The organism is Paraburkholderia sp. J11-2 (assembly GCF_905220185.1).
Lineage (GTDB): Bacteria > Pseudomonadota > Gammaproteobacteria > Burkholderiales > Burkholderiaceae > Paraburkholderia.
In genome coordinates, this window is sequence record NZ_CAJMYY010000159.1 from 1 (window position 1) to 205 (window position 205).

1 pseudogene is annotated in these 205 nt (G+C 65.4%); it reads right to left on the minus strand.

Annotated elements, in window-relative coordinates:
* Window positions 1-205 (minus strand): annotated as a pseudogene (locus U5A57_RS41590) (peptide ABC transporter permease); the annotation flags it as partial.

Sequence of the window (205 nt, forward strand, 5' to 3'; positions counted from 1 at the left end):
GCCGTTCACCGCGTCGAGGCTCGATGCGCTCAGCGTGCCGTTCGCCACGTTGTGCAGCGCCACCGCCGAGGTCGCGCCCGTGCCGCCCAACGTCACCGAGCTATGTGCCGACGAGTCGTACAGCACCGCGTCAGCCAGCTGACCCTGCATGTTCGTGATCTGGCCGTTGATCGTCGTCACGTCACCAGCAAGGTTCGTCACGTTA